The organism is Devosia sp. Z6_126, assembly GCF_058133495.1.
The window spans coordinates 46,968-72,368 of the sequence record NZ_JBYUNO010000006.1; the positions used below are offsets into that span (position 1 = coordinate 46,968).

Genomic DNA, 25,401 nt, shown 5'->3' on the forward strand with positions numbered 1-25,401 from the left:
TGGTTAGCCGAGCAGCGCCTGCAGGCGCTTGCCGGCTTCCATGAACTGCTTGGGATCCATGGCGCGGCTGCCTTGTCGCACTTCAAAATGCAAATGCGGGCCGGTTGACCGGCCCGTAGAGCCAACCTTGGCAATAGGGGTGCCAGTATGCACCTTCTGGCCCTTGCTGGACAGGAAGCCGGAGAGGTGACCATAGCGAGTCACCAAGCCGCTGGGATGAGTGACCTCCACCACATTACCATAGCCAGAGCGCACGCCGACAAAGGTCACCACGCCCTGGCCTGCGCTCAGCACTGTGGTGCCGGAGCGCGCAGCGAAATCGAGCCCGGAATGAAAGGCGCGCTTACCGCTGAAGGGATCGCGCCTGTTGCCAAAGCCTGAACTCTGGCGGTAGGTGCCGGCGATGGGCAGGTGAATGGGCGCGGCACCGATGGAGTCACGCGCCGCCTTGTAGCGCACCAGCGCTGCCATCACCGCGTTGGCATCCTCGATCATCGGCGCTGCGTCGCCGCCGTCACTCGGCGCGAGCAGGGGGCCGCCAACGCCATCAAGCGCGTCGGGCAGGCTGACGCGAATGCCGATCTCGGCCATCTCGTTGACAATGCTGGTCGTCCGCTCGGTAGCGGCCTGGGCGATGCTGGTCATGGCATGCTCGGTTTCACCCATCATTTGGGCAAGGGCACGAGCCGTTTCGTCGATGTCGGGATTTCCGCTGGGGGTGGTAGGCGCCGCCATCGCCAGATCACCCGGACTGGACCCGAGGGCGGCAGTTTCAATGCCAAGCTCGCCGGCTTTGTCGACAAGGACCTTAACCAGTTGATGTTGTTCCAACAGCACTTCCTGTTGCTGCGAAAGTTCCTGCAGTTGCAGGTTGATGTCGCCCGCCTGGGCATAGGAGCGGGAATGGAGACGGTCGACTTCAACACGCAGCTGGGCGATCCGATCCTCATAGGCCTGGATAACCTGTTCGGTTTGGCCGTTGAGGACTTTGGCGATCTCGGGTGAGAACAGCAGGGCAGTGCCGGTCAGGGCATTGCCGGCCAAGAGCAGCGTGAACATGCCGTAGAACCAGAGCGGGCGAATGCCGGCGTGGGGAGCCGTTTTGGGCTTGGCTCGACCCGGCGACGAGAAGCTCGCTCCATTACGCACGCCATACACTCCGCTGATCCATATTTATGGTTAGCGAGTATGATCCTGCATGGTTAAAAAACGGAAAAGCCTCAGCTTTCCGAAGTAATGGGCTGCAAATTTCCGAGAAGGTCGAGAACCTTTTGAGCGTGACCCTTAACGCGCGTGACGCGGAGCACGGCGGCGACCCGGCCATCAGGCGCGACAACGAAAGTGGTGCGTACGAGGCCCATGAATTGGCGGCCATAGAGGCTCTTGAGCTGCCATACCCCAAATAGCTCGATCACGGTCCGCTCGGGGTCGGCGGCCAGCGGCACGGTGAGGCTGTATCTTTCCCGGAACTTGCGATGCGCTTCCACAGTATCCGGCGATATGCCGAGGAGGACAGCACCGCTTCGGGCGAACTCCGGCTCCAGGTTGGAGAACTCGAGGTTCTCCTTGGTGCAGCCTTGGGTATCGTCCTGCGGATAGAAGAACAGGACCACAAACTTGCCGCGGTGATCGGCAAGGTGGAAGGAGGTGCCGTCGTCGAGCGGCAGGGTAAAGTCGGAAGCGGTATCCCCAGGCGCAAGCATGCCGGTTAAATCCTGTTTTCCCCGCTAGATTGTAGCTGCCGGTGCCATATTCCAGCCGGTATCATCGCGCAAGAAGCCGCCACTTGCGGTTGATTCTCAAGAGGCCGGGAGACTAATCGGCCGAGCTTGATCTGGATGTAAGTGAGCGCGTCAACAACCCTCGAAGACACGCCAGGTCCAGCCCCCGCAATGCGGCGTCGGCATCCTATGCGTCTTGCCGCCAAGATGGGCGCCTGGGTGTTGGGCGTGCCAGCCGTCCTGCTGATCGTTCTGTATCTAGTGCTGCTGGTGACCCCGCTGCGGCTGCCATTTGGCGGTGAAGCGGCGCGGGCGCTGGCGCAATCCATTATGCCCCCCACCAGCAAGCTCGATCTGGGGGGAATGGCGCTGGCGCTCGAACGTGGCGTTTGGCCAGTGCTGCAGTTCTCGCCCGTGCTGATGACGGATGCCAAGACCGGAGCCAAGGTCAAGATGGATGCGCTCGAGATCGGGTTCTCGCCGATCCGTGCGCTGGTTGGGCAGCCTGGGGCCACCATCACCATTGTGCGCCCCCACATCCAGATCGTGCAGGACCTGTTTGGGCCACGCACCACGAGCTTTGAGCTAGTGGCCGACGAGCAGGGCGGGACGACTGCAAGGGTGCTGGAGGGGGAGGATGCGTTCCCCAGCGTCGACATTTCCGCCAGTGGCGTCGACGTTCAGGGTGGGTCGGTGCCGCTGCAGTTGCGGTCCGACAATGACTGGCTGATCTACAATCTCGAGGCGAGCGAGAAGGGTGTGGCCGACATTGTGGAGCAGGCGCAACAGGGCCGGTTCTCCAAGCTGACGATCAAGGACGGCACCGTCGAGATGATCGATGCCGTTTACGGGCGGATGCGTCAGTTCAACAGCGTGAACCTCGAGATCGGCCCTACGCCCGGCGGCGAGGACACCAGGGGGACATTCTCGGCGGCCCTGGGAGGACGTACGATGATGGGGAGCCTGTCGCGCACCCTCGACGACAAGGGTGGCTCCCGGCTCGAGGCCGACATTGCCAATATCGATTTTGCGGCCGTGGCCCCCTTTGTCGATGACGCTGAAAGCATCGCGGCCCTGCGGGGCGCGGGTGCGCTATCCATCGATGTGCATTTTGCGCCCGAGACGGGCAAGCTCGTGGACGGCGCGTTCAAGATCGACCTGACGGGCCTCGACATGCGCATCGAGGACGAGTTCTTCCCCGTCGCGAGCTCGATCATGGACGTGACCTGGTCGCCAAAGGACGCCCGGTTCGAGTTGCACGAGGCCGCCTTGCGGATCGGCCAGAGTTCCGCCCGCGTTTCGGGCACGTTTGCGCTCGGCCTGGATGCGGAATTCGGGCCGACGATCGGCATGATGATCAAGGCACGCGAGGTCCGCGTGCACCCCAACGACATGGCGGCACCGGCGGAGCCATTCGACAGCGTCGAGTTCTCGGGCTGGTCGGCGCCACTTTATGGTGCCACGGGCATCGACCGGCTCGTCGCGAAAAAGGGCGCTGCCATCGTCGAAAGCGCCGGCCGGATCGATATTCTCAAGGCCGGCATGGCTCTCGACATGACCATTGTCGGCCAAGGGGTTAGTGCGGACGACCTGAAACGCCTCTGGCCCTATATGCTGGGCACGGAAAGCCGTGACTGGTTTGTGGCCAATGTGAGCGACGGTATGGTGACGCGCGCGCGGCTGAAGTTCAAATTTCCGGTGGGCAGCCTGGAAGTGGGCGGCGAGGACAAGCCGATTTCGCCCGAAGCGATGCAGATCGACATGGTTGGTACCGGCGTCGTGGTCAAACCGGTGCCGGAGATGGCCGATATAGCCATTGACGGCGAAACGCGATTGCAATTAAGCGGCCCCAACCTGACGGTCTCGGCTGGTGGGGGTGCTATCGCGACCAGGGCCGGGCCGATTGCGGTGCGCAACCCGGCCGTGATCATGGACAACTCCAATCCCGCAGAAAGCATTCTCGAGATCTCGGGCGATGTGAGCGCCGGTATTCCCTCCCTGCTTGCCCTGGCCAAGGAACAGCAGCCCGAAATGCTGGCGCGAGCCAGCCTGCCGCTCGATCTTGCCGCGCTATCGGGTCAGATCGATCTGGGGCTTGTGGCAACCATCAAGCTGCCCGATGAAGCAAGCGGCGCGCCGCTGGACCTCGACTATGTGGTCAATGGCAATGTCGCCAATTTCGCCAGCACTCAGGCCATACAGGAGCGCACAATCGGCAACGGGCAGCTGTCCTTCAGCGCCTCGCAGGACGGCTATCAGGTGCAAGGTACCGCTGACATAGACGGTATGGAGGCGCAGCTGGAGATTGCCGGCACGCCGGAAACTCAGCCGGCGTTCCGGCTCGCTTCCACGGTGGAGGTGAAGGACCTGGCCGCCATGGGGTTCGATGCCTCGCCGTTCATGAGCGGGCAGGTTGGCTTTGTGGCGCAGCCGCTGCCGGATGGCTCGCTGCAGATCGCGGTGGACCTCAAGGAGGCAGCGCTCACCATTGGGGATCTGGGGTTGAGCAAGGCTGCCGGCGTCCCTGGCACCTTGCAGACAATCGTCAAGCAAACCGATGGTGTAACCGAGCTATTCGGGATTGATCTGGCTTTTGACACCGTGAAACTCAAGGGCGGCCTCAAGTTCGACGCCGAGGCTGGGCTGCAAAGTGCCGAGTTCATCGATTTCGGCCTCAGCGAGGGGGATGGCGCGCAACTCAAGCTCGCTCCGATCGATGGCGGCTATTCCGTGCAGGTGCGCGGTACCCAATTGGACCTCAAGCCCATGCTGAAGCGCTTCTTCAGCCTGGATGAAGGCACCGGGGGGGTGCAAACCACCGAGTTCGACCAGACGCTGGTGCTCGACGTGGAGCTCGATCGAGCGCTGGGTTATTACGCCACGACCGCCTTCAATCTCGATCTGGACCTGTCCCTGAAGGGCAGCGACATGCGGCGGGCGCGGCTGACGGCGCAGTTTGGTGATGACAACGCCATTTCGGTCACCACCAATCCCGCGCCCAAGGGGCGAACGATGACGGTGGCATTCAGCGATGCCGGAACGATCCTGCGGCTCCTGGGCGTGTATTCACAGCTGGCGGGCGGTGAGGGCAATCTCGTCATGACCACCGACAGCGTGGCAGGTGCCGAGTTCGGCCAGTTGCGCATGCGCGGCTTTTCCATTGTGGACGAGGCCAATGTTGCGCAGGTGCTTGGCAACCACGCGGATTCGCGAGCGGTGATCGCGCGCGGGAACCGGCTGGATTTCGATCGGGGCATGGTCAATTTCGTGCGGCGCTCGGACCGGGTCGAGGTCACCAATGCTGTTTTGACCGGCGATACCGTAGGCGGAACGATGCGCGGCTTCATCTATACCGACCAGCGGCAATACGATCTGGCGGGCACTTATGTGCCGCTATTCGGGCTCAACAGCGCGTTTCAGAAAATCCCGCTGCTCGGGCCGCTCTTGGGCGGACGTGATGGTGAGGGGCTGGTGGGCGTGACCTTTGCAGTCAAGGGACCACTGGCCAAGCCCGATTTCCGCATCAACCCGCTATCAGCGCTGGTGCCCGGAGCCTTCCGCGAATTGTTCGAGTTCCGCTCGCGCGAGCAGCCACGGGTCGACTAAGGCCGTGGGCCCGCCTTGCGCTGCCGCAGCGCCAGCCCGAGGCAAAAGGCAGCGTGGAGAGCCGCGGGTGCAAGCAAGGCGAGCGGGCCCAGGCGCTGATAGGACGCCGCGCCCAAGGCGGCACCCAGCAACAGGGAAAGCCAAACCAGGAGGTGTTGCGTCCATCGCCAGCGCGGGGCCAATTTGTGGATCGCCTTGGCCAGGTCTTGGCCAGCAGCAAACAGGGTACCCGTCACGAAGGTGGCGCCAAGCCGAACGGAGCCGGCCGGGGACAACAAAGCGTTCTGGGCGCCCGCGCCGAAGGCCAAGGGCCCCATCGAGAGTGGCGATTCGGCGCCGGCAAAGTGCAAGGCGATTGCCCCTGTTGTGCTGGAAAACAACAAGGCCGCAACAAGGGCTGGGCCAAAACGCTCGCTTGCCAAAGACAGCAGCGATCCCACCGTGCTGCCAGTGAAAAAAAGCAGCAAGAGGCCCAGCGGCAGCAACGCGGCTGCCGAGGGCGTATCGAGCAGGTAATTGCCCAACTGGGTGGTGTTGCCGCTCATGAACGAGGTGTAGTAGCCACCCAGTTCGATAAAGCCGATCGCATCGATGAACCCGGCCAATCCGGTGAGCAAGAGCCCTTGGCCGAGCTTGGGAGCGGGCGTCACCGGCTTAAAGGCGGCTGGCGATGTCTTGCGCCAGCCCGGCCATTTCAGCGGCGTCAGCAGCACCCTTGCCATGATCGCCCAAGGCCTCGCCCTCATAGACGGGAATGAGGTGGAAGTGCAGGTGAAACACGCTTTGTCCAGCTGGGGCTTCATTGAACTGGACGAGGCGAATGCCATCAGCCCCCGTCGCTGCCTTGAGCGCAACAGCCACCCGCTGCACGATCGGCATCACGGCCGAGAGGGTGGCAGGATCCGCGTCGAGCAGGTTGCGCGAGGCAGCCTTGGGCAGAACCAGCGTGTGCCCGCGTGACTGGGGGAACACATCGAGCATCACCAAGGCGGTGTCGTCTTCGTAAACCTTGTGGGCTGGCATCTCGCCCCGGAGAATGCGGCCGAAGATGTTGCTGGGATCGTAGGCAGTGCTCACGGTGTACCTCGCGGGAGTGGATGGCCTTGGCATACTCCCGGCAAGGTGCTCGGCTCAAGAGCCGAGATCAACCGCCTATTCGGCCGGGGCTGCCTGTCCCGAGCGGCGCTGGAAGAAGCGGAAGCGGAAATAGTTCAGAACCGCGAGGCCGGTAAAGGTGACCGGCACATAGGAAAAGCCGCGGCGAATAAAGAACAGCGTGATGTTGACGGCGGTGGCCGCGCTCATTGCCCCCTTGCCCATTGCGGAGGTAAAGCTCGACGGGACGATGTGACGGTAGAAGACAGCGTCGCAGTGGTAATAATCCAGCGCACGGCGCGCAAAGGCGCGCTTGGACGCCGAATAATCCTTGAGCTCTTCCATGCCCATATCGCCGTGAAACTCGACTTCCGAGCCCACCGCCCAGACTTCGGGCGGGGTGAGCCTGTCTTTGCCAAGGGCGGTGAAGAGCTCGACCAGATCGGTAAAGGTGACGAAATTGGCGTTCCAGCAATCCTGCGACTTGGCGCCATGGGCGAGCACCAGCACCTCGGCGCGTTCAAGCTTTTCGCGCATGCGGTCATAGTCGCCGGCTGAAAAATCGGTGCCTGACTTGGCGGTTTCCACAAGACCACCCAGATCGGTCAACTTTGCCACCATCGCCGAGCCATAAGACCCGCTGGCGCCGGTAACGAGAAAGCGGCGACCCTTGATCTGGCAAGTGGTGCCGAACAGCAGGTCGAAGATGTTGGCGAAGGACGAAAAGAAGTTATGCGGGTAGACGTGGTGCATGGCGTGGTAGTTGTTGTCCACCCAGAGCAGACCCTGCTGGGCACCGACGCGATCCATCGCCATGTGGTTGTAGTCGAGCCCTTCCTCGCGGAAGGTCATCACCAGCATGATGGTACGAATGACAGCCACAAGCGCTATGGGCGGCCAAGGGAAAACGAGCAGGAACAGCGCGATCCCCAGCATCGAGGTCGCGTATTCCGGCAGGATGTGAAACCAGATATTGGCCCGGGCATAGGCCGGATTGATCTTCATATCGAGGTCAAGAAACTTGTGATGCACCCAGTGCCAGGACGAGAAGGTGCGCAAGAGCTTGAACCGCGAGGTTTCCCAGCGATGCAGCAACCAGTGCAGCGCATCGAAGAGGGCGGTGGAGAACACGAAGGTGACGCCGGCCTGGAGAATAAAGACGAAAGCGTCAGAGATATTCATGCGGATTCCTGCAGGGAGCGTTAACCTACATAGCCTCCGGTGTCGGCTAAGTCCAAGGGGCATCCTGCCGCGCTAGCGGTCGGTGCGCTCGCCCTTGCGGAACGGAGTGTAGGTGTCCAGCGCTTCCTGCTCGCGCGCGACCGAAGCGCGCTCATGCTCGAGGAAGTCGGCAATGGCCCCGCGTAGGCCAGGATGAGCGATATAGTGCACGGAATAAGTGGTGGCGGGAGCATAGCCGCGGGCGAGCTTGTGTTCGCCTTGGGCCCCGGCTTCCACCACAGCCAGCTTGTGCGCGATGGCGTAATCGATCGCCTGGTAGTAACAGAGCTCGAAGTGGAGGAACGGCACGTCGCGGGTGGCACCCCAGTTGCGACCGAAGATGCGATCATGGCCAAGGAAGTTGATCGCGCCGGCGATTGGGGTGGGGCCGTCATAGGCCAGCATCAGCACGATGCGGTCGGCCAGGGTTTGACCAAGCAGGGAAAAGAACTTGCGATTGAGGTAGGGCCGGCCCCATTTGCGCGCCCCGGTATCCTCGTAAAAATCGTAGAAGGCGTCCCAGTGATGCTCCTGGAGGTCAGAGCCCGTCAGCCACTTGACCGCTAGGCCATCGGCAAGCGCATCACGGCGCTCCCGCCGGATGGTCTTGCGCTTGCGCGAGGAGAGGGTTTCGAGAAAACCCTCGAAACTGTCGAAGCCCTGGTTGTGCCAGTGGAACTGGGTGTCGAGGCGCTTGAGCCAGCCAGTTGTTTCCACCAGATCGGCCTCGGCTTCGGGCACGAAGGTCATGTGCACCGACGAGGCGTCGCGCTGGCTGGCGAGTTGCTGAGCGGCGGAAAGCAGCGCCGCCTGTTCCTCAAGGCTGCCGCTCGGCACCAGGAGCTTGGGCGCGGTGGCCGGGGTAAACGGCACCGAACATTGCAGCTTGGGGTAGTAGTCCCCGCCCGCGCGCTCGAAGGCATTGGCCCAGCCGTGGTCGAAGACATATTCGCCCATGGAGTGGGACTTGAGAAAGAGCGGCATCAGCCCAACGGGCTGGCCCGCGCTGTTGGCCAGCAGGATGTGCTGAGGTTGCCAGCCGGTGCGGGCAGTGGCACAGCCGGATTGTTCGAGGGCCAGGAAGAAGGCGTGGCTCAGAAAAGGGTTATCCGCCACCCCATCCGAGGACGGCACAAGGCTGTTCCAAACCTCCGCCGAAATGCCGGCGGTGGTTGGATGGATAGTGGCGGTATAGCCGGGATCAGGCAAGGTCCGGGTCGAAGCCTTCAAAGACGATTTGGTCGATATGGGGCCGGGCGGCTTCCCATTCCTGTTTAGACCGGATCGTCCAGCCGGTCACCGGTTTGCCGAGCGCTCGCCAGAACTTGATCGCGGGCAGCTCCAGCGCGTCCTTGGCACAGGAGATGAAATCGAACTGAGTTTCATGCCAGTGCAGCAGATGGCGCAGGGTCCAGCGCTGCTCTGCCGTGTAGTTCTGCTCGGCTTCGGCCCCTTCATAGTTGTAGGTGATGATGCCGCGCGGCCCGGAAAAACCGAACTGACGGATCTGGGTGATCAGGTTGGGGTCGAAGGACTCGACGGTTACCGGGCCGGCATAGGACTTCAAGGCTTCGGCCGCCGCGCGGGCGAGCAACTGGGTGCCGGCGCTGTCGGCCTGATGCTTGAGCTCGATCTGCAGCAGCGCACGGCCATTGATCTGTTCAAGGAACTCGGCAAAGCGCTGGGGCCGATCACCGGCGGCGCTGTCGAGTAAGGGGATCGCGGTGAGTTCGGCGGCAGTGAGCTCACTGACCGCACCGGTGCGTCCGGTGAGGCGCTCAAGCTTGCTGTCATGGAACAGCACCGGCACGCCGTCCGAGGTCAGCTGCAGATCGCACTCGATCGCCCAGTTGCCGGCGATAGCGGCTTCAAAGGCGGAAGCGCTGTTTTCGATGATACCAGCGGCACGATTGTGCAGACCACGATGGGCGACGGGACGCGGGAAAAGGGGCAGGTCGGTCAAGTTTTGGTATCCAGTTGTGCTGGGGATATGGAGGTGGGCGAGGACCGGGCTGTGGCTAGACTTCCACCACGGCTTCGATTTCCACGGCGGCGCCAAAGGGCAGCGCGGCAACGCCGAAGGCGGCACGGGCATGCTTGCCCCGGTCACCCAGCACCCCGACCAGGAGGTTCGAGCACCCATTGGCAACCAGATGGTGCTCGGTGAAGTCAGGCGTTGAAGCCACAAGAACCGTGATCTTGAGAATACGCTTGATCTCTTCCAGCGGCACGCCACCCATATGGACGATTTGCGACAACACGTTGAGCGCCGCGAGTTCGGCAGCGTTGCCGCCCTGCACGACATTCATGGTATCGCCCAGGAGGCCGGTGACGACGCCGGTTTCATTGCTGGAGATCTGGCCCGATACGTACAAAATATTGCCGGTGCGGGTCACCGGAACATAGCTGGCGACCGGCGGTTTGGGGGTAGGGAGCTCGTAGCCGTATTCACGCAGTTTTTCAGTGGGACTGGTCATCGCTGTTTGCCTTGGTTGTCGTCATTTTGGTTGGGCCGGCGGTGCATCGGCCTTACTTGCATGGCCGAAGCCCAATGCGCTGAGATGTTCAACTCGACTGCGGCCTCGGCATTGCCGAACTCCGGCAGATCGCACCGTAGCCTTGGCCTTCCCGAAACCGGTACACCGATTCCGAGCGGCCGGCAGCGCACCCCAACACTTGGCCGGTTCACCGGAGGGCAGCCGACCCCATCGAGCACATCAGCCGTGTCGCCGGGATCATCAGGGCTCCGGGTCGGCGGCGCAAGTGAAAACCGGCAGCATGCCCCGAAGGCCTTCGTGCTTAGCCGGCTGGATTGAGCTGGTGCCAGACTCGCATGAAGGTTTCGGGTGCCATGCCGGTATTGGCACAAAGGGACAGGAGCAGCGGCTCGTTGGCCGCAAAATAGTCGATAAGTCCGTGCTGGAAGGCTGGGGAACCGGTGGAGCGCCGCAGCGAGTCGGGATCAAGGCCGGCGACCTGCATGAATGCCAAGAGTTCATCGGGGTTCTCGGCAAGGTAGGAGAGGCAGGCATCGGCGAGCCCGGAGGCATTGGGAGGGGGCGCAGATTCAATACGGGGCACAGCCAGGCTCATTTGGTCTTTTGTAATGAGTTCGATGTTACCTGAATGGCGCGGTAAAACGAAGTGCTGAGGGTACTCGAGCAGCGCAAGCGAGGTTTGATGCCAAAAACAGTGATGATCGTGGAAGACAACGAGCTCAACATGAAGCTCTTCAACGATCTGCTCGAATCGCGCGGTTACGCCGTCATCCAGACCCGCTCCGGCATGGAAGCGCTGGATCTGGCGCGCGCGCACCATCCCGACCTGATCTTGATGGATATCCAGCTGCCTGAAGTGTCGGGACTGGTGGTCACCAAGTGGCTCAAGGATGATGAAGAGCTTGCCCATATCCCGGTAATCGCGGTGACTGCCTTTGCCATGAAGGGCGACGAAGAGCGGATTTTGCAAGGCGGGTGCGAGGGTTACATCTCCAAGCCCATTTCGGTGCCTCACTTTCTGGAAACTATTGCCCGCTATATTGGCCCGGCTTGAGGGGGCCGTTGCGCTCGGCGCGGCCATGGTGCTGCCCGGTCGTCTATATGCCGGCTGTGGTAGGTGGGGCGAAGAGTGACTGCACGCGTATTGATCGTCGACGACATTCCGACCAATGTACGCCTGCTGGAGGCTCGCTTAGCCGCTGAGTATTACGAGGTCCTGACCGCCAGTTCCGGCCCGCAGGCCATCGAAATCTGCAATCGCAACGATGTGGATATCGTCCTACTCGATGTAATGATGCCCGATATGGATGGCTTTGAAGTGTGCCGCCGCCTCAAGGCGAGCCCGAGAACCAACCACATTCCGGTGCTGATGATTACCGCGCTCGACCAGCCCTCCGACAAGGTGCGAGGGCTGGAAGTGGGTGCCGATGATTTTCTGACCAAGCCAGTCGATGACATGCAACTGATGGCCCGGGTCAAAAGCCTGGTGCGCCTCAAGACGCTGACCGACGAGCTGCGCGCGCGGGCCCTCACGGGCCAGCAGATCGCCATCGAGGATGCGCTGCGTGCGATGGACAATGTCGACACTGGCGCTGGGCATGTGCTGGTGATCGACACCGATGCGCGCCATGCCGAGCGGATCAAGACCTATCTTGTTCCCGAGCATAGCGTTGATGTGCTCGTCCAGCCCGCCGATGCCGTGTTCCAGGTTACCGGGGCGCCCTACGAAGTTGTGCTCGTCGCCATGGCGCTCGAAAATTTCGACCCGCTCCGGGTGTGCTCGCAGATCCGTACGCTCGAACATACGCGCACCTTGCCCATCATTCTGATTGCCGATGAAACCGACCGCCCCAAAGTGGTGCGGGCGCTGGATCTGGGGATCAATGATTTCATTATGCGCCCCGTGGAGCGCAATGAGTTGGCGGCGCGGGTGCGCACGCAAATCCGGCGCCAGCGCTATGCGCTGGAGCTGCGGCAAAGCGTCAACAACACCATGGCCATGGCAGTAACGGACGACCTGACCGGGCTATATAATCGCCGCTATTTCGAGCGGCACCTGCATGTGATGTTGAGCAAGGCGCAGTCGCAAGGGCGGGACATGGCCGTCATGATTCTCGACATCGACCACTTCAAGGCCGTCAACGACACTTATGGGCACCATGTCGGCGACAGTGTGCTCAAGGAGTTCGCGCAGCGGTTGCGGCGCAGTGTTAGAGGTGTCGACCTTGCTTGCCGTTTCGGTGGGGAGGAGTTCGTGGTGCTAATGCCCGATACCGATATGGGGCAGGCGGAAGCCGTGGCCGAGCGGGTGCGCCGAGCCATTGCCGAACAGGGTTTTGATGTCGGCGGCGACCGGCCGATGTGGGTGACGGTTTCGGCTGGCGTGACACTCAACGAGAGCGTCTCGGATACGCCGGCAGTGCTGATGAAGCGAGCCGATGTGGCGCTCTATCGCGCCAAGCGGCAGGGCCGTAACCAAGTTGTCTTTGACGCCGCTTGAGCCTGCCAGCTACGTCGTTAGGGTTATCCATTATACTTAACAGAAGCTTAGCGGCCACAACCTGCTGGATATGCTTGAGTTTTAGCGGGGCAGGCGTAGGGTTTCTTTAACGGCGCTGCCAAGTTCTTGTGGATGGTGCCCAAAGTTCCCTACGGCTCTCTCAGGTCCGCCGCAACTCCTGAGACCGTAGGGCGGCTGGTCCGGACGCGGACAGAGTGGCCTCTTCGACATGCCGCTCCGGACCAGCCACTTTCTTTCATTCTCAGGATCGCCTGCAGGTCGGTAGTGGCGGCTGCTCGTAGCCTCAGAAACAAATAACCCCGCATCGCTGCGGGGTTTTTGTTCGGCTCGGGAGAGGATCAATTACTTGATCTTGGCTTCCTTGAATTCAACATGCTTGCGCACAACCGGGTCGTACTTGTTGTACGACAGCTTCTCGGTCTGGGTGCGGGCGTTCTTCTTGGTGACATAGTAGAAGCCAGTATCAGCCGTCGACACGAGCTTGATCTTGACGGAAGCGGCTTTGGCCATTGGAGTGTCCTCGCGTAAACAAAGAGGCGCCGCGAACGCGGCGCCGGAATTTGGGTGCAACCTACGGATTTACCGCCGGATGTCAAGCCTCACGCTTGGCTGGGTCGAAGCCATACATGCGGTTGGCCCATTGCAGCCCCACAACGGCACCCTTGATAGAGGGCAGCATAGCCAGCGGCATGATGATGCCCAAGGGTACCATGGTATAAAGATAGGTCAGCGGATTGACGTGATAGGTCATGTCCATATGCATCATCACGCCAACAAGCAGGTGGCCGACAATGGTGATGGCAATATAGGGCGGCAAGTCATCGGCGCGATGATGGTGAAACTCCTCACCGCAGTTTTCGCAGTGGTCGGCGACTTTCAGATAAGCGCGGAACAGCTTGCCCTCGCCGCAGTTTGGGCACTTGCACAGCACGCCACGCCACATAGCCTGCATGACGCTGCGTTGATCGGTACTTTTGGCTACGATGCTCATGGCGTCACCTCTTGCGACGGCCTTTGGGGCCGAGTGTCCTAGATGGGCGTTTCGTTGTCCGCCGTGTAGTTGACGGATTGACGCGGCTGCCCTCCGAGAGAAGTTCAAACCGCATTGCCCCTGCCACGGGGGCAACTTCGAGCAGGCGAACGGTCACGCGGTCACCCAGGGCGAACTTCTCGCCGGTGCGATCGCCGATCATTGCCTGCTGCTCTTGCTCATAACGATAGAAATCGGCTCCCAGGGTGGAGGCGGGAACAAATCCATCGGCTCCGGTATCAAGGAGCCGAATGAACAGGCCGGAGCGGGTAACCCCGGAGATCCGGCCCTCGAACCGTGCCCCGATCTGGCCGGCCAAAAATTGCGCCAGCAGGCGGTCGGACGTTTCTCGTTCCGCCGCCATGGCCCGGCGCTCGGTCGCTGAAATGTGCTGGCCGATGCCGGCAAGCTTTTGCATCTCGTTGTCCGAGAGGCCATCATCACCCAAGCCCAGCGCCCGGATCAGGCCGCGGTGGACGATCAGATCCGAGTAGCGGCGAATGGGCGAGGTGAAGTGGGCGTAGTTGTCGAGGTTTAGGCCGAAATGCCCGTAATTTTCGGGGGCATATTCTGCCTGGGCCTGCGAGCGCAGCACCATTTCCGATACCTGCTCGGCATTGCCCGCCTTGCGGGCCTCGGCCAGGATGCCGTTGAAGTCGCTGGCTCGCACCGCGTCGGATTTCTTGACCGCAATATCGAGCGAGCCGAGGAAATCGCGAAGGGCCGCAAGCTTCTCGGTCGAAGGCGTGTCATGGACGCGAAACAGCAGGGGCATATTCTTGGCCTGCAGCGTTTCGGCCGCCGCGACATTGGCCGCGATCATCATTTCTTCGATTAGCCGGTGGGCATCGAGGCGCTCGGGGATCCGGATGTCCTTGACCATGCCTTTCTCGTCCAGAACGATCTTGCGTTCGGGCAGGTCGAGATCGAGCGGCCCACGCTGGTCGCGTGCCTTGGCCATGGTCTCATAGGCGTCCCAGAGCGGGCGCAGTATCGGCTCGAGCACCGGGCCAGCCTTGTCATCGGGCTGGCCGTCAATGGCCGCTTGTGCCTGCTGATAGGACAGCTTGGCGGCCGAGCGCATCAGCACTCGGTGGAAGCTGTGCGAGCGCTTGCGCCCATCGGCGCCGATGACCATGCGCACGGCAAGGGCCGCACGCGGTTCCCCTTCCTTGAGCGAGCACAACTCGTTGGAGATGCGCTCGGGTAGCATGGGAACGACGCGGTCGGGGAAATAAACGGAATTGCCGCGCAGATAGGCCTCGCGGTCGAGCGCTGAGCCGGGACGGACATAGGCTGCCACATCGGCAATGGCCACGGTGACCAGGTGCCCGCCGGCATTGGCGGGATCGGGATCGGGCTGGGCATAGACGGCGTCGTCGTGATCCTTGGCGTCGAACGGATCGATGGTGATCAAGGGAAGGTCACGCCAATCCTCCCGGCCCTTGAGCGTGGCTTCCTTGGCTTCCTCGGCCTCACGTAGCACCGATGTCGGGAAGCGATAGGGGATCTCGAGGCTGTGGATAGCAATGAGGCTGATGGCGCCTTCGGAAGCCGGGTTGCCGATCACGGCCGTAACGCGGGCACGCGGGATCATCAGGCGGCCTGAAAGCTTGACCTCCACTTCCACCAGATCGCCGTCGCGGGCCTCGCCAAGGTCGCCCATGGGGATGCGCATTTCCTTTTGCTTGCGATCCACGGGAATGAGGCGGGCGCCGTCCTCATCCATGCGCACAATGCCGATATGGGCACGGCGCGGCTTGTCGAGGATCTTCATCGGGCGGGCGGTATAGGCCGGGATCTCGCCATCACCGGCGTCAATACGGGCCAGGATGCGGTCGCCTGGAGCGGGTATGACGCGGGCGTCGCGCCCCTGATAAACGAGAACGCGGGGGCGTTCGCCTTCTTCGTCATTCCATTGGGCAGGGAAGGCGTGAAGGTGATCGGGATCGGCATCGGTGGGGATGTCGAGCACAGTTACCGGGGGCAGGGCGGCGGTACGGCGCAGCGCCTTGCGCGTGCGGGTAATAACGCCTTCGCCTTCCAGCTCAGCCAGCATGGCCTTGAATGGTTTGCGCAGATCGCCGCGGATGCCGAACAGCTTGGCCAGATCGCGCTTGCCCTTGAGATCGGGCGTTTCGGCGAGCGCCTGCAGCAATTGCTCGCGTGAAGGTAGTTGCTCGGCAGCACTGAGGCGGGGGCGCTTGGGGCCGGAAGTGTTTTTTGCTCTTGTTTGTAGTTTAGCCATAAGTGTCAGTTCTTTTTATGTTGCAACATAAATAGGGATCGCCCCGGCTTTTGCAAACCGCCGCTCTGCCAAGTCCGCCTGACCTGCCCAATTTCAATGTCTGACGCGGCTGAAATGTTGCGCGACGAGATCGAGGTTATTGCGCTCTGGTGCCGAGTATGGCCGGGATAAGGCCGTTATTGCTCTATCTTCACCGAGGTCGTCCATGCGGAACAAGGCACAGGTTATCGGCCGACCCGTCCCCGTCCAGAGGATGCTAGGGTGCCCAGATTCCACCGATTCTGCTGAGTTCCCATGACCATTCCATTTTTCGACGGCCACAACGACACCTTGCTCAAGCTGCTGGAAGCGGGTGTCGCCGACCCCGAGCGGCTGTTTGTGGAGGGGATGCCTGCGGCCCAGATCGATGGTCCACGTGCCCGCACGGGCGGTATGGTGGGTGGGTTCTTTGCGATCTTTCCGCCACCGCTTAAGGGCGGCCTTGGATCGGTGGTAGCCAATTCGGCCAATCCAAGCTCCACGCTTCCTCCTGAATTGCCGCTGGCCGATGCGCAATCGGTGACTCTTGCCATGGCCTCGATCCTGCTGCGGCTGGAGCGGGCTGGCGCCTTAACACTGTGCCGGAGTGCTGCCGAGATTCGCCAGGGGATCGCGGCCGACAAGCTGGCAGCAGTGCTGCATATCGAGGGCGCCGAAGCGATCGACACGGATCTGCACTCCCTTGATGTGCTTTATGCGGCCGGTTTGCGCTCGATCGGGCTGGTGTGGAGCCGCGCCAATGCCTTTGGCACCGGCGTGCCGTTTCGCTACCCCGCCGATCCAGATATCGGCCCGGGAATTTCGGATGCGGGCAAGGCCTTGGTGCGCGCTTGCGATAGCCTTGGCGTGATGATCGATCTGTCGCATCTTAATGCCGCGGGGTTTCGCGATGTCGCTGCAATCAGCAACAAGCCGCTGGTTGCCACTCATTCCAATGTCCATGCCATCACCGCGCATGCGCGCAACCTCGTCGATTGGCAGCTGGCAGCGATCGCCGAAAGCAAGGGCGTTGTCGGGTTGAACTTTGCAACAGGCTTTTTGCGTCCGGACGGGCAAATGCGCGCCGATACGCCCATCGAGATGATGGTGCGCCATGTGGACAGTCTGGTGGAAGCACTGGGAGAAGACGGCGTGGCGCTTGGCTCGGACTTTGACGGCGCCATGATCCCCGCCGAGATCGGCGATGTCACGGGCGTGCAAAAGCTGCTCGCCGCGCTGTTGGACAAGGGCTATGGCGAAACGCTGGTGCGCAAGATCGCCTGTGACAACTGGCTGTCGCTGATCGAACGCACAATCGGCTGAACCGGTGGCCGGCGTCTGGAGGCGCTCCAGCCCACGCGGTGCCGGGTTCGTCCGACGCCGAAGCCGGCGCCGGTGACCACGCAACCTTGTCCTTGCGGCGCGTAAGCGCCCCCTTGGGGTTGCAGTGCTAAGCTAGCGCAGGGGCCGATCAGTGCCCTTGATCCAGATCATGCTCGCGCGCCCGACAAACCAGGCGTCAGAACGGAACGTCTTCGTCGGCCACGGTCTTGGTGGCTGGTGCCTTCTTGGTCGCAGCTTTTTTAGCAGCAGGCTTCTTGGCGGCAGCGGTTCTGGCGGCGGGTTTCTTGGCAGCTGCCTTCTTGGCCGGGGCCTTTTTGGGCTTGGTGCCGGTGGCTTCGGCGCGCGCGGCGATCCATTCCACCGCCTGGTCCACCGTTACATCCTCGGGTTTGATGTCCTTGGGAATGGTGGCGTTGATCTTGCCCTGGTTGACATAAGGACCATAGCGGCCAGCACGCACGGTAATGGGGCCGTTGTCGTGCTCAAAGGTCTGGATCGCGGCGACGGCAGCGCCACCGCGCTTGAAACCGCCCGCCGCCTTTTGCGCCAGGAGGTCCACAGCGCGGTTGATACCAACCGTGAACACTTCCTCCACATCGGGCAGATTGGCGTATTTGCCGTCATGCAGGATGAAGGGGCCGTAGCGCCCGAGCCCTGCCGTGATCGGCGAGCCCGTTTCCGGATGGGTGCCCACTTCCCGTGGCAGTGACAACAACTGCAGGGCCTTGTCGAGCGTCAGGGACGCTGCTTCCCAGCCCTTTGGCAGGGAGGAGCGCTTGGGCTCCTTGCCGTCACCAAGCTGCACATAGGGGCCAAAGCGCCCTGTCTTGAGGTAAACCTCTTCCCCCGTTTCCGGATCGGTGCCCAACACGCCGTCACCTGCTGCCGCTTCCGAGGACTGGCCAGTGGCCGCGTCGGACAGCTGCATGGTGTGCTTGCATTCGGGATAGTTCGAGCAGCCGATAAAGGCACCGTATTTCCCAAGCTTGAGCGACAGCTGGCCCGTGCCGCAGGTCGGACACAGGCGACGATCCGAGCCATCAGGCTTGGCCGGGAAGATGTGGTCTTCCAGCAAGTCATTGAGGGCGTCGAGCACCTCGGTGACCCGCAGATCCTTGATCTCGGTGGTCGCAACGGTGAAATCACGCCAGAAATCGCGCAGCACCTGCTTGTAGTCGAGCTCACCGGCCGAGATCAGATCGAGCTGTTCTTCCAGATTGGCAGTGAAGCCATATTCCACATAGCGATTGAAGAAGCTCTCGAGGAAGGCCGTGACGATGCGGCCGCGATCCTCGGGATGCAGCGCCTTACCCTCAAGGCGCACATAGTCGCGATCCTTCAGCGTGGAGAGGGTAGCGGCATAGGTGGAGGGCCGGCCGATGCCGAGCTCTTCCATCTTCTTGATCAGACTGGCTTCGGTGTAGCGGGCCGGCGGCTGGGTGAAGTGCTGCTCGATTTCGACGGCCTGCAGGGCAGGCTTGTCGCCAACGGCCAGCGGCGGCAATTCGCGGCTGTCCTCGTCTTCCTCGTCATCGTCGCTCTTGGCTTCAACGCCATACAGCGCCAGGAAGCCGGGGAAGGTGACTACGGAGCCAACAGCACGCAGTTCGACCTGGCGGCCGGGCACATTGACGGCGATGTCAACGGTGGTCCGGTCGATCTCGGCCGAGCGCATCTGTGACGCCAGCGTGCGGCGCCAGATCAGGCCATAGAGCTTGAGCTGGTCGGCATCGAGATTGCTCATCGTATCGGGATGCTTGAGCATATCGGTGGGACGGATGGCCTCGTGCGCTTCCTGGGCGTTCTTGGCCTTGGTCTGATAGATGCGTGGCTTTTCCGGCAGGTATTCGGCACCGAAGTTCTTGGTGATGGCAGAGCGGGCCATGGCGATCCCCTCGGGGGCCATCTGCACCGCGTCGGTACGCATATAGGTGATCAACCCGTCCTCGTAGAGGCGCTGGGCGATCTGCATGGTGCGCGACGGCGACAGACCTAGCCGGGACGAGGCATCTTGCTGCAGCGAAGAGGTGGTGAAGGGCGCATAGGGGTTGCGCTTGGTGGGCTTCTTCTCGACGCCCGAAACATTGAACTGGCCAGCTTCGATCAGCGCCTTGAGCGCGGCGGCGTCCTCGCCGTTCTTGATCGCCAGCTTGTCGGTGCGCTTGCCGTCGACGGAATAAAGCCGGGCAATGAAGCTCTTGCCCTTTTGCGCGAGCTTGGCTTCCACCGACCAGTACTCATCGGCCTTGAAGCGCTCGATCTCGGACTCGCGGTCGGACACAAGGCGCAAAGCCACCGATTGCACGCGTCCGGCCGAGCGGGAGCCGGGCAGCTTGCGCCACAGGATCGGCGAAAGGGTGAAGCCCACAAGATAGTCGAGCGCGCGGCGAGCGAGATAGGCATCGACCAGCGGCATGTCGATGTCGCGCGGCTTGGCCATGGCCGCAGTCACGGCATCCTTGGTGATGGCGTTGAACACCACGCGCTGGACCGGGGTGTCTTTCTTGATCGCCTTTTTCTGGCGCAACACGTCGAGCACGTGCCAGGAAATGGCTTCGCCTTCGCGATCAGGGTCGGTCGCAAGGATCAGTTCATCAGCGCCTTTAAGCGCGTTGGCAATGTCGGCAAGGCGCTTCTTGGAGGCGGTATCAACCTCCCAGGACATGGCAAAATCTTCGTCGGGCCGGACTGAACCGTCCTTGGCGGGCAGATCACGGACATGGCCGAAGGAGGCCAGGACTTCATAGTCCTTACCCAGATACTTGTTGATTGTCTTAGCCTTAGCCGGACTCTCAACGACAACGACCTTCATGGAAAACCCGATCCGAAACACTGCAACGCAAGGTGGCGCAACATGGTGAAGCCGAGGGGCAGTGTCAACGGGCGCTGATTTAGTATGATCCCGTGGAGCCGAGTGTCGGCCGGGCCGTTGTGGCGATCAACAGGAGGAAGTTGACAATGGATTTACGCAAACTGGGTAATAGCGGCACGGTGGTTTCGGCACTCTGCCTTGGGACCATGACCTTCGGGTCGGACGCGGACGAGGCCACGTCGTTCGCCTTGATGGATGATTATGTCGAAGCGGGCGGAAATTTCCTCGACACGGCCGACGTCTACACCAATGGCACCTCCGAAGAGATCATTGGTCGCTGGCTCAAGAGCAAGGGCGGGATGGCTGACCGGCTGGTGATTGCCAGCAAGGGCCGCTTTCCGACGCTGGAAGGGTCCAACGGCCTTGGCTTGTCGCGCAAGCATTTGGGGTACGCGCTGGATGCCTCGCTGCGGCGATTGGGCGTCGAGCAGATCGATCTTTACCAGATGCATGCGTGGGACGCGCTGACGCCGATCGAGGAAACCCTGCGCTTTCTTGATGATTCGGTGCGTAACGGCAAAATCGCCTATTACGGCTTTTCCAATTTCCTCGGCTGGCAGCTGACCAAGGCAGTGTGGATTGCCAAGGCGCAGGGCTATACCCCTCCCGTAACCTTGCAGCCGCAATACAATCTACTGGTGCGCGATATCGAGCACGAAATCGTGCCTGCCGTGCTCGATGCCGGCATGGGCCTACTGCCCTGGTCGCCGCTGGCTGGCGGCTGGCTGTCGGGCAAATACAAGCGTGACGAAATGCCAAGCGGGGCAACGCGGCTGGGCGAAAACCCCAAGCGCGGCATGGAGGCGTATGAAAAGCGCAATGCCAACCCACAGACCTGGGCGGCTATCGACGCGGTCATGCAGATCGCCGAGCAGCGCGGCGTCAGTGCAGCGCAGGTGTCGCTGGCCTGGCTGGTGCAAAAACCCGCCGTTACCTCGGTGATCCTGGGCGCCCGCAAGCGCGAACAGCTGGCCGACAACATGGCTGCGGGCGATCTAAGCCTCAGCGCTGAGGAGGTTGCGCGGCTTGACGAAGCGAGCAAGCCGCAGATCGGCGATTACCCCTATGGCGCTGGTGGCATCAACCAGCGCCATCGCAAGCTCGAAGGCGGGCGCTAAAGCGAAGGCGCGGCGGTCAGCGGTAGCGTTTAGCGACCAGCTGACCGCTCGACCACTCGATCTCGCCCGCCAGATCGAGCTCCAGCAACAGCATCTGCATCGCTGCGGCAGACAGTCCGGTTTGCCGCAGCAGTTCATCGACTTCCATCGGAGCGGTGCTCAACAAACCGCGCAAGCGATCCGCGTCACTAGGATCGGGGACGTCTAACCCAGCGCCGACCTCGTCGGGGTCCGGCTCCCATTGTCGATCAAATAGGGCTTGGCGCGACGGATCGGCCGAGCCCAGGCTTTCGATGATGTCCTCGGCATTAGTGATCAGCTTCGCCCCTTGCTGGATCAAGGCATTGCCTCCTTCGGCCCGGGGATCCAGGGGCGAACCCGGCACCGCAAAGACATCCCGGTTCTGCTCCAGCGCAAGGCGCGCCGTGATCAGGGAGCCCGAGCGTTTGGCCGCTTCCACCACGACAATGCCGAGCGACAGCCCTGACACCAGCCGATTGCGGCGCGGGAAATCGCGGGCACGAGGCTCCCAGCCGAGCGGCATCTCGGTGAGCAAGGCGCCGCCGTGGTCGAGAATGTCATGGGCAAGCGGAATGTTCTCATCGGGATAGATCTGGTCAAAGCCGCCCGCCAGGACCGCAACGGTGCCGGTTTGCAGACTTGCCCGGTGGGCCGCTGCATCAATGCCGCGGGCGAGGCCGGAAACGATCGTATAACCGCGGGCACCAAGATCGGTAGCGAGCAGGCGCGTCATCTTCACCCCGGCCGAGGAGGCGTTGCGCGCACCGACCATGCCCACGGTGCGCCGCCAATCCAGATTGGCGCCGCCCGCGAGGGTCAGCACCGGCGGCGCGCCGGCAATGAAGCCGAGATGGGGCGGATAGTCGGGATCGCAGCTGAGCACGAGATGGGCGCCGAAGCGCTGCAGGCCAGCGAGTTCGTCTTCGGCCTGCATACGGGTCGAGATGCGCGGCTGCGTTCCGGCCCGTTTGAGCAAGCCGGGCAGGGCGTCGAGCGCCGCCTCGGCTGAACCGAAGCGGCCGAGCAGTTGGCGAAAAGTGACGGGGCCGACATTGTCAGTGCGAATCAGGCGAAGCCAGGCAAGGCGCTCTTGGTCAGAAACCAGTGCAGCGCCTTTGCCCACGGATCAGGCTTTCTTGGTAGAGCCGATGGTTGGCTCGGTTCCCGCCATCAGACGGGCGATGTTGGTGCGATGCTGGATAAAGAGCAGGATCACCATGACCGCCACTGCTACCGCGAGCCACTCATTAACGACGACATAGGCAAAAATCGGTGCGGTAGCGCCAGCGGTGAGTGAAGCGAGGGAGGAGGTCTTGCGCGTTACGGCGATCAGCAGCCAGACCGCGCAGAAGATCAGCCCCACCGGCCAGGACAACGCCAGGAGGGCACCGATCAGCACGGCGACACCCTTGCCGCCCTTGAAGCCCAGCCACGCCGGAAAGCAGTGCCCGATAAAGGCGCCGATCGCAGCAACCATTGCCGCGTCCTCGCCCCAAAGATAGCGAGCCAGCAAAACCGGCACGGCGCCCTTAGCGGCGTCGAGAACCAGCGTTGCGGCCGCGAGCCAGCGATTGCCAGTACGCAGCACATTGGTGGCACCGATATTGCCCGAGCCAATCGCGCGGATATCGCCAAGCCCGGCCGCGCGAGTCAGCAGTAGGCCGAACGGCACCGAGCCACAGAGATAGCCGAGCACGATGGCGTAGAGCAGGGTAAGCAGATCAGGGGCCATAACAGGTTCCGAGCGAAGGTAAGTATTGGTAGCCCCAGCCTCGCCCGTTCCACAAGGGCTCGCACATGGCTAGAGCGTCTCGGTGTGGAGATAAACCGTTTGTCCACCCACAATGGTGCGCATTACCTTGCCGGCAAGGCGTGCGCCTTCAAAGCTGGTGTTGCGCGAACGCGAGCGTATCGCCGTTTCGCTGACCTGCCAGGGATAATCGGGATCAAACAAGATCAGGTCGGCTGGTGCTCCGCGCGCAATACGCCCGGAAGGCAGGCCCAGGATTTGCGCCGGCCGGATGGTCATCGCCCGCAGCACCGACAGGAGATCCACCTCGCCGGAATGAACCAGCCGCAATGCCGCCGCCAGCAATGTTTCGAGCCCGATCGCGCCATCCGAGGCTTCGGCAAAGGGCTGCCGCTTCACCTCGCTGTCCTGTGGGTCATGATCGGAATGGATGGTGTCGATCGTGCCGTTGCGCAGCGCCTCGATCATGGCCTGGCGATCATCTTCGGAGCGCAGGGGTGTTGCGAGCTTGAAAAAGGTCCGGTAGCGGCCGATGTCGTTTTCGTTGAGCGCCAGATTGTTGATCGACACGCCGGCCGTCACATTGGCGTGCCGGCCCTTGGCCGCCCGGAGAAGTTCGGCGGAGCTGGCAGTGGAAATCTGTGCCGCGTGGTAGCGCACGCCGGTCAAAGCAGCGAGTTGCAGGTCCCGCGCCAGGGGAATGGTTTCCGCCTCTCGCGGAATGCCCTTGAGGCCCAAAATAGTGGCGAAGAAGCCTTCGTTCATTACGCCATCGCCAACTAGCCCACGGTCCGCGAGGTGATGAACGATCGGCATGTCGTAATTGGCGGCATAGCTCATCGCCGTGCGCAGCAGCGCGCTGGACTGGATGGAGCTGCGTCCGTCGGTCAGGCAAACGGCGCCTGCCTCCTGCAGGAGCCCGAACTCGGTGATCTCCTCGCCACGCAATCCCTTGGTGATCGCGGCGGCGGGCAAGATATTGACCTTGCTCGTGGCTTTGCCCCGGCGCAGCAGGAAATCCACCAGCGCACCATCGTCGACCACCGGGCTGGTGTCCGGCATCATCACAAAGCTCGTCACTCCGCCGACGGCGGCGGCCTCGCCGGCCGACTGGAGCGTTTCACGATATTCCTTGCCGGGCTCGCCGGTGAACACGCGCATATCGATGAGGCCCGGCGCCAGCACGTGGCCCGCAGCATCGATCACCTCGGCTCCGTCAGGCACACCGATGGGCCCCTCAAGCGCGAGATCGGTGATGACGCCATTCTCGACCAGCACAGCTCCGCGGGCATCTGTGCCGGAAGCCGGATCAACGAGGCGGGCGTTCTCAATCAGCAATGGGCGGTTCATCGAACGTCTCCCGCAGGCAGCAAGGCATCGAGCACTGCCATGCGTACGGCCACGCCCATTTCCACCTGGTCGGTAATCACCGAAGCGGGACCGTCGGCAATGGCTGGGTCGATCTCCACGCCCCGGTTCATCGGGCCGGGATGCATCACAATCGCGTCCGGCTTGGCATGGCTGAGCTTGTCGGCGTCCAATCCATAGAAGCGGTAATATTCGCGCACCGAAGGGATCATGCGGCCATTGGCGCGCTCATGCTGCAGGCGCAGCATCATCACCACATCGGCACCCTCTAGGCCCTTGCGCATATCGGTGAACACTTCGGTTGCGAGTTGCTCGATCCCCGCAGGCAGGAGATTGCGCGGGGCAATCACCCGGGTGCGGACATTAAGCGCGCCGAGCAACAGCAGGTTGGAGCGCACCACACGCGAATTAGCGATGTCCCCGCAAATCGCGACGGTCAGTCCATTGATGCGGCCCTTATGGCGCCGGATAGTGAGCGCATCGAGCAGCGCCTGGGTGGGGTGTTCGTGGGCGCCATCACCCGCATTGATAACAGCACAACCCACTTTTTGCGAGAGGAGCTCCACCGCGCCGGCCGCCGAGTGGCGCACCACGATCACATCCGGGCGCATGGCGTTGAGCGTTGTCGCGGTATCCACCAGCGTCTCACCCTTGGATACCGAGGAGGACTTTACCGACATGTTCATCACCAGCGCGCCGAGGCGTTTGCCGGCGATCTCGAACGAGCCCTGAGTGCGGGTCGAGGGTTCGAAGAACAGGTTGATCTGGGTTTTACCCGACAGGGTAGGATGCGTCTTGCGCTCCTGGCGCGAGACGGGGACCATGCGCTCGGCCCGGTCGAGCAGGTCGATGATCTCGTGCTGCTTCAGATCGGCGATGGAAAGCAGGTGACGCTGGCGAAAGGGGGGGAAGTCGCCAGCGCTGCTGCCAGCTTGCGTGACGTTGCCGCCGGTTGGTTCAGCCATGGCCT

22 protein-coding genes are annotated in these 25,401 nt (G+C 62.2%); 5 read left to right on the forward strand and 17 right to left on the reverse strand.

From position 1 onward, the window contains the following. Window positions 1-3: 3 nt before the first annotated feature. Both AC3YOG_RS19380 and AC3YOG_RS19385 read right to left on the reverse strand, forming a co-directional pair. The gene (locus tag AC3YOG_RS19380; RefSeq protein ID WP_489936285.1) at window positions 4-1,158 is read right to left on the reverse strand and encodes a M23 family metallopeptidase; all 1,155 of its coding nucleotides are present in this window, start codon (window positions 1,156-1,158) and stop codon (window positions 4-6) included. 62 nt (window positions 1,159-1,220) lie between these two features. Then, on the reverse strand, window positions 1,221-1,703 hold the full coding sequence (locus AC3YOG_RS19385; protein WP_489936286.1) for a peroxiredoxin: 483 nt from the start codon (window positions 1,701-1,703) through the stop codon (window positions 1,221-1,223). 207 nt (window positions 1,704-1,910) lie between these two features. On the opposite strand from AC3YOG_RS19385, the gene AC3YOG_RS19390 reads away from it, so the two are divergent. Next, window positions 1,911-5,327: a hypothetical protein gene (locus AC3YOG_RS19390; protein ID WP_489936287.1), complete on the forward strand. Its 3,417-nt coding sequence runs from the start codon at window positions 1,911-1,913 to the stop codon at window positions 5,325-5,327. On the opposite strand, the gene AC3YOG_RS19395 is transcribed toward AC3YOG_RS19390, so the two are convergent. From AC3YOG_RS19395 to AC3YOG_RS19425, 7 genes are all read right to left on the reverse strand, one after another. Beyond that, window positions 5,324-6,049 carry a YoaK family protein gene (locus tag AC3YOG_RS19395; protein ID WP_489936288.1) on the reverse strand — a complete coding sequence of 242 codons (726 nt, stop codon included), beginning with the start codon at window positions 6,047-6,049 and terminating at the stop codon, window positions 5,324-5,326. The two genes, AC3YOG_RS19390 and AC3YOG_RS19395, sit on opposite strands and share 4 nt — an antisense overlap. Then, a complete protein-coding gene (locus tag AC3YOG_RS19400) occupies window positions 5,982-6,437 on the reverse strand; it encodes an HIT family protein (RefSeq protein WP_489936289.1) in 456 nt (151 codons plus the stop codon). Before AC3YOG_RS19400 ends, AC3YOG_RS19395 begins: the two co-directional genes overlap by 68 nt. Window positions 6,438-6,479: 42 nt before the next feature. Continuing rightward, window positions 6,480-7,604: a hypothetical protein gene (locus AC3YOG_RS19405; RefSeq protein ID WP_489936290.1), complete on the reverse strand. Its 1,125-nt coding sequence runs from the start codon at window positions 7,602-7,604 to the stop codon at window positions 6,480-6,482. A gap of 72 nt (window positions 7,605-7,676) precedes the next feature. After that, entirely contained in the window at window positions 7,677-8,852 is a 1,176-nt protein-coding gene (locus AC3YOG_RS19410; RefSeq protein WP_489936291.1) for a GNAT family N-acetyltransferase, read from the reverse strand. Then, the gene (locus tag AC3YOG_RS19415; RefSeq protein ID WP_489936292.1) at window positions 8,845-9,606 is read right to left on the reverse strand and encodes a glycerophosphodiester phosphodiesterase family protein; all 762 of its coding nucleotides are present in this window, start codon (window positions 9,604-9,606) and stop codon (window positions 8,845-8,847) included. The genes AC3YOG_RS19410 and AC3YOG_RS19415 overlap by 8 nt, the downstream gene beginning before the upstream one ends. Before the next feature lie 55 nt (window positions 9,607-9,661). Beyond that, a complete protein-coding gene (locus tag AC3YOG_RS19420) occupies window positions 9,662-10,120 on the reverse strand; it encodes a RidA family protein (protein WP_489936293.1) in 459 nt (152 codons plus the stop codon). Between the two features lie 322 nt (window positions 10,121-10,442). After that, window positions 10,443-10,724, reverse strand: a complete 282-nt coding sequence (locus tag AC3YOG_RS19425; RefSeq protein ID WP_489936294.1) for a DUF3572 family protein — start codon at window positions 10,722-10,724, stop codon at window positions 10,443-10,445. Between the two features lie 99 nt (window positions 10,725-10,823). Between AC3YOG_RS19425 and AC3YOG_RS19430 the strand changes: the two genes are divergently transcribed. Both AC3YOG_RS19430 and AC3YOG_RS19435 read left to right on the forward strand, forming a co-directional pair. Beyond that, window positions 10,824-11,195 carry a response regulator gene (locus AC3YOG_RS19430; protein ID WP_172123408.1) on the forward strand — a complete coding sequence of 124 codons (372 nt, stop codon included), beginning with the start codon at window positions 10,824-10,826 and terminating at the stop codon, window positions 11,193-11,195. Window positions 11,196-11,270: 75 nt separating this feature from the next. Continuing rightward, on the forward strand, window positions 11,271-12,641 hold the full coding sequence (locus AC3YOG_RS19435; protein ID WP_489936295.1) for a PleD family two-component system response regulator: 1,371 nt from the start codon (window positions 11,271-11,273) through the stop codon (window positions 12,639-12,641). A gap of 363 nt (window positions 12,642-13,004) precedes the next feature. Here AC3YOG_RS19435 and rpmG read toward each other — a convergent pair whose 3' ends face one another. The 3 genes from rpmG to rnr all read right to left on the reverse strand — a co-directional run bounded on the left by rpmG (window position 13,005) and on the right by rnr (window position 15,940). Further along, window positions 13,005-13,172 (reverse strand): 50S ribosomal protein L33, encoded by a 168-nt coding sequence (gene rpmG / locus AC3YOG_RS19440; RefSeq protein ID WP_035096841.1) that lies wholly within the window; start codon window positions 13,170-13,172, stop codon window positions 13,005-13,007. Window positions 13,173-13,254: 82 nt separating this feature from the next. Next, the gene (locus AC3YOG_RS19445) at window positions 13,255-13,653 is read right to left on the reverse strand and encodes a DUF983 domain-containing protein (RefSeq protein WP_489891167.1); all 399 of its coding nucleotides are present in this window, start codon (window positions 13,651-13,653) and stop codon (window positions 13,255-13,257) included. A 4-nt stretch (window positions 13,654-13,657) separates the two neighbouring features. Next, window positions 13,658-15,940 carry a ribonuclease R gene (rnr, locus tag AC3YOG_RS19450; RefSeq protein WP_489936296.1) on the reverse strand — a complete coding sequence of 761 codons (2,283 nt, stop codon included), beginning with the start codon at window positions 15,938-15,940 and terminating at the stop codon, window positions 13,658-13,660. 294 nt (window positions 15,941-16,234) lie between these two features. Here rnr and AC3YOG_RS19455 point away from each other — a divergent pair, with 294 nt between their 5' ends. Further along, window positions 16,235-17,281: a dipeptidase gene (locus AC3YOG_RS19455; RefSeq protein ID WP_489936297.1), complete on the forward strand. Its 1,047-nt coding sequence runs from the start codon at window positions 16,235-16,237 to the stop codon at window positions 17,279-17,281. Between the two features lie 196 nt (window positions 17,282-17,477). Here the strand turns inward: AC3YOG_RS19455 and topA are convergent, their stop codons facing one another. Beyond that, the gene (gene topA, locus AC3YOG_RS19460) at window positions 17,478-20,114 is read right to left on the reverse strand and encodes a type I DNA topoisomerase (protein WP_489936298.1); all 2,637 of its coding nucleotides are present in this window, start codon (window positions 20,112-20,114) and stop codon (window positions 17,478-17,480) included. Window positions 20,115-20,260: 146 nt separating this feature from the next. On the opposite strand from topA, the gene AC3YOG_RS19465 reads away from it, so the two are divergent. Next, a complete protein-coding gene (locus tag AC3YOG_RS19465; RefSeq protein WP_489936299.1) occupies window positions 20,261-21,292 on the forward strand; it encodes an aldo/keto reductase in 1,032 nt (343 codons plus the stop codon). A gap of 16 nt (window positions 21,293-21,308) precedes the next feature. Here the strand turns inward: AC3YOG_RS19465 and dprA are convergent, their stop codons facing one another. The 4 genes from dprA to AC3YOG_RS19485 form a co-directional block, all read right to left on the reverse strand. Next, window positions 21,309-22,436, reverse strand: a complete 1,128-nt coding sequence (gene dprA / locus AC3YOG_RS19470; RefSeq protein WP_489936300.1) for a DNA-processing protein DprA — start codon at window positions 22,434-22,436, stop codon at window positions 21,309-21,311. Window positions 22,437-22,439: 3 nt separating this feature from the next. After that, window positions 22,440-23,045 (reverse strand): glycerol-3-phosphate 1-O-acyltransferase PlsY, encoded by a 606-nt coding sequence (plsY, locus tag AC3YOG_RS19475; RefSeq protein ID WP_127753178.1) that lies wholly within the window; start codon window positions 23,043-23,045, stop codon window positions 22,440-22,442. Between the two features lie 69 nt (window positions 23,046-23,114). Beyond that, a complete protein-coding gene (gene pyrC, locus AC3YOG_RS19480; RefSeq protein WP_489936301.1) occupies window positions 23,115-24,413 on the reverse strand; it encodes a dihydroorotase in 1,299 nt (432 codons plus the stop codon). After that, on the reverse strand, window positions 24,410-25,396 hold the full coding sequence (locus AC3YOG_RS19485; protein WP_127753176.1) for an aspartate carbamoyltransferase catalytic subunit: 987 nt from the start codon (window positions 25,394-25,396) through the stop codon (window positions 24,410-24,412). Before AC3YOG_RS19485 ends, pyrC begins: the two co-directional genes overlap by 4 nt. Window positions 25,397-25,401: the final 5 nt, after the last annotated feature.

What these genes read in the sequence shown, in the direction of transcription:
- AC3YOG_RS19385 (WP_489936286.1), bottom strand. Translation starts at nt 1,703, where the DNA reads ATGCTTGCGCCTGGGGATACCGCTTCCGACTTTACCCTGCCGCTCGAC.
- AC3YOG_RS19390 (WP_489936287.1), top strand. Translation starts at nt 1,911, where the DNA reads ATGCGTCTTGCCGCCAAGATGGGCGCCTGGGTGTTGGGCGTGCCAGCC.
- AC3YOG_RS19395 (WP_489936288.1), bottom strand. Translation starts at nt 6,049, where the DNA reads ATGGCAAGGGTGCTGCTGACGCCGCTGAAATGGCCGGGCTGGCGCAAG.
- AC3YOG_RS19400 (WP_489936289.1), bottom strand. Translation starts at nt 6,437, where the DNA reads ATGCCAAGGCCATCCACTCCCGCGAGGTACACCGTGAGCACTGCCTAC.
- AC3YOG_RS19405 (WP_489936290.1), bottom strand. Translation starts at nt 7,604, where the DNA reads ATGAATATCTCTGACGCTTTCGTCTTTATTCTCCAGGCCGGCGTCACC.
- AC3YOG_RS19420 (WP_489936293.1), bottom strand. Translation starts at nt 10,120, where the DNA reads ATGACCAGTCCCACTGAAAAACTGCGTGAATACGGCTACGAGCTCCCT.
- AC3YOG_RS19430 (WP_172123408.1), top strand. Translation starts at nt 10,824, where the DNA reads ATGCCAAAAACAGTGATGATCGTGGAAGACAACGAGCTCAACATGAAG.
- rpmG (WP_035096841.1), bottom strand. Translation starts at nt 13,172, where the DNA reads ATGGCCAAAGCCGCTTCCGTCAAGATCAAGCTCGTGTCGACGGCTGAT.
- AC3YOG_RS19445 (WP_489891167.1), bottom strand. Translation starts at nt 13,653, where the DNA reads ATGAGCATCGTAGCCAAAAGTACCGATCAACGCAGCGTCATGCAGGCT.
- rnr (WP_489936296.1), bottom strand. Translation starts at nt 15,940, where the DNA reads ATGGCTAAACTACAAACAAGAGCAAAAAACACTTCCGGCCCCAAGCGC.
- AC3YOG_RS19455 (WP_489936297.1), top strand. Translation starts at nt 16,235, where the DNA reads ATGACCATTCCATTTTTCGACGGCCACAACGACACCTTGCTCAAGCTG.
- topA (WP_489936298.1), bottom strand. Translation starts at nt 20,114, where the DNA reads ATGAAGGTCGTTGTCGTTGAGAGTCCGGCTAAGGCTAAGACAATCAAC.
- AC3YOG_RS19465 (WP_489936299.1), top strand. Translation starts at nt 20,261, where the DNA reads ATGGATTTACGCAAACTGGGTAATAGCGGCACGGTGGTTTCGGCACTC.
- plsY (WP_127753178.1), bottom strand. Translation starts at nt 23,045, where the DNA reads ATGGCCCCTGATCTGCTTACCCTGCTCTACGCCATCGTGCTCGGCTAT.
- pyrC (WP_489936301.1), bottom strand. Translation starts at nt 24,413, where the DNA reads ATGAACCGCCCATTGCTGATTGAGAACGCCCGCCTCGTTGATCCGGCT.
- AC3YOG_RS19485 (WP_127753176.1), bottom strand. Translation starts at nt 25,396, where the DNA reads ATGGCTGAACCAACCGGCGGCAACGTCACGCAAGCTGGCAGCAGCGCT.